Origin of the sequence: Exiguobacterium sp. SH31 (assembly GCF_001816105.1) — a bacterium.
Classification (GTDB): Bacteria; Bacillota; Bacilli; order Exiguobacteriales; family Exiguobacteriaceae; genus Exiguobacterium; species Exiguobacterium aurantiacum_A.
On the sequence record NZ_LYTG01000054.1, the window covers coordinates 1 to 2,555 of the forward strand.

A 2,555-nucleotide genomic window follows, 5' to 3' on the forward strand; every position below is an offset into this window, starting at 1 on the left:
GGTTGCAATTTTTCGACGGAGCGAGCACAATAGGGAACATGAAAAATAGTTATGTTTTATAAGTAAAGGTGGAGAAACAAATGAATGGATGGAAGTTGTGGAAAGCAGAATGGCAGAGCATCGGTAAAAATCCGCGGGTATGGATTCCGATTCTAGCGGTCGCGCTCGTGCCGCTCATGTATGCGGGCATGTTCTTATGGGCATTTTGGGACCCTTACGGCCAAATGAAAGATTTGCCCGTCGCGATCGTCAATGAAGACGCAGGGGCCACGTTTGAAGGGGAGGAACTCGCTGTCGGTGACGAACTCGTCGATAAGTTGACGACCTCGGAAGCGTTCCGATTCGTCGAAGTGTCGAAAGCGGAAGCCGACGCCGGGTTACAAGATCACGCCTTTTACATGGCAATCGAAATCCCGGATGACTTTTCAGAGAAAGCGACGAGCGCACTGTCTGCTGATCCGGAGCAATTGGAACTTCGATACATCGCGAACGAGTCGTATAACTTCCTCGCCGCTCAAATCGGAGGTTCGGCGATGGAACAAGTGAAAGGCGAACTGTCGACTGAAGTGACGAAACAGTATGTCAACGCCATGCGGGACGGATTGAAAACCGTCGCTGACGGATTAGATGAAGCCGCAACCGGTGCGACGGAGCTTGCTGACGGATCAACGACCGCTAAAGAAGGTGCCGTTAAGCTAGCGGACGGCTCGCGACTGCTCGCTTCAAAACAGCAGGAACTAGCGGACGGCGCAGCCAAGCTCGATGACGGACTCGGTGCGCTTGAGTCTGGGACGGCTGATCTCGTCGACGGGAGCCAGCGTATCCAAACCGGGAGTTCCACGCTGTCAGACGGTGTCCATCGTGTCGACGCTGGGGCCGCCGTGCTAAAAGACGGTACGACTCAGCTCGTCGACGGAACGAGCGCGTTCTCTTCGAAGTTAGGCGAGTTGCATAGCGGGACGCAACAGCTTGACGCTGGGATTCAAGAACTAGCGGCCGGACTCGAGGACGCACAGGCTGGAAGCGGCCAACTCGTCAACGGCTCGAGCACACTCGCAGAAGCGCTTAGTGCGGCTAGTGCCGGAAACGAAGCACTTGTAGCGGGAACGGTAGGTGTCACCGCTGGCATTGACCAAATGAAAACGGAGTTGTTAGGCCAGCAAGAGCAACTGATCGCCAAGTTGTCTGCGCTCGCCGAATCAGGCACGCCCGCAACGCCAGACATGTTGCAAGCAATCGTCGCTGAGTTGTCTACAGGTATGCAGGCAACGGAAGCAGGTTTCGCATCGCTTTCAGAGGGCGCGTCTCGTGTCACGGAAGGCCAAACGGCACTCGGAGACGGGTTGGGACAAGCAGAAGCCGGTGCCACTGAGCTCGCAGCCGGATTGGTTGCGTTGAATGACGGACAGACTCAGCTCGTCAACGGGGCCGCGGCGCTGAGCGAGGGGTCAAGCCAAATCGAGCAAGGTGCCAAAACCGCGATGGATCGTTCAGGTGAACTTGCATCGGCAAGTGTTCAATTGAACGAAGGGGTGGCGACGCTTCATGACGGGACGACGGAACTGGCGTCGGGGAGTGATCAATTGGCTGACGCCACGCTCGCCTTGTCTGAAGGAAGTACGAAACTCGCCAACGGGGTCAAAACGGCGGGTCAAGGAACGGGTACCCTCGCTGAAGGGGCATCGCGTCTGGCTGAAGGGGGCCAAACACTCGGTTCTGGAAGTTCGGACCTGGCGGAAGGTCTGACTGAACTAGAGTCCGGGAACGGAAAACTTCGTGACGCCTTACTCTCGGGTGCGGAAGCGGCTGACGTCGACATTAGCGATGAGAACGTTGAAATGATGGCGGGACCGATTCAAATCGTGAACGACTCGATTCATCACGTACCGAACTACGGGACAGGATTTGCACCATACTTCATGTCGCTCGGTCTCTTCGTCGGGGCACTCTTGTTGTCAATCGTCTATCCGCTCTATGATCCGGCTGGCAAACCGAAGCGGAGTTTATCTTGGTTATTATCGAAATCGGGCGTATTAATCGTCATCGGTTTCGTTCAGGCGTTCGTCTTAAACGTGGCGATGATGACGTTGCTCGGACTCGAGGTCGAGTCACCGCTTCGTTTCTTCGGTTTCAGCTGGCTCGTCAGTATTACATTCTTATTGATTGTTCAGTTGCTAGTCACGACGCTCGGAAACCCGGGGCGGTTCGTTGCCATCGTCTTATTGATTCTTCAATTGACGACGTCGGCCGGGACGTTCCCGCTTGAATTGATTCCACGTGCCTTGCAGCCGTTCAACGCGTTACTTCCAATGACGTATACGGTGGCCGGCTATAAAGAGATTTTGTCGGCGGACGGGCTCAGTTATTTACAAGGGGCGATTCTATACTTGGCGCTCGTGTCGGTCGGTTGCTTCTTCTTGCTCTGGGGATATTTTCGCATCGCTTGGAAGAAAAAATATCGACCGGCTCCGTCGGAAGCGTGATGCACAATCAACCGAAAATCGTGTATAGTGTATGAGATGGCACTATACACGTTTTTTTGTGAAAAAAGTTTT

1 protein-coding gene is annotated in these 2,555 nt (G+C 54.4%); it reads left to right on the forward strand.

Annotation, left to right across the window (positions count from 1 at the left end):
• Positions 1 to 80 precede the first annotated feature (80 nt).
• The gene (locus tag A6395_RS08075) at positions 81 to 2,483 is read left to right on the forward strand and encodes a YhgE/Pip domain-containing protein (protein WP_071398640.1); all 2,403 of its coding nucleotides are present in this window, start codon (positions 81 to 83) and stop codon (positions 2,481 to 2,483) included.
• Positions 2,484 to 2,555: the final 72 nt, after the last annotated feature.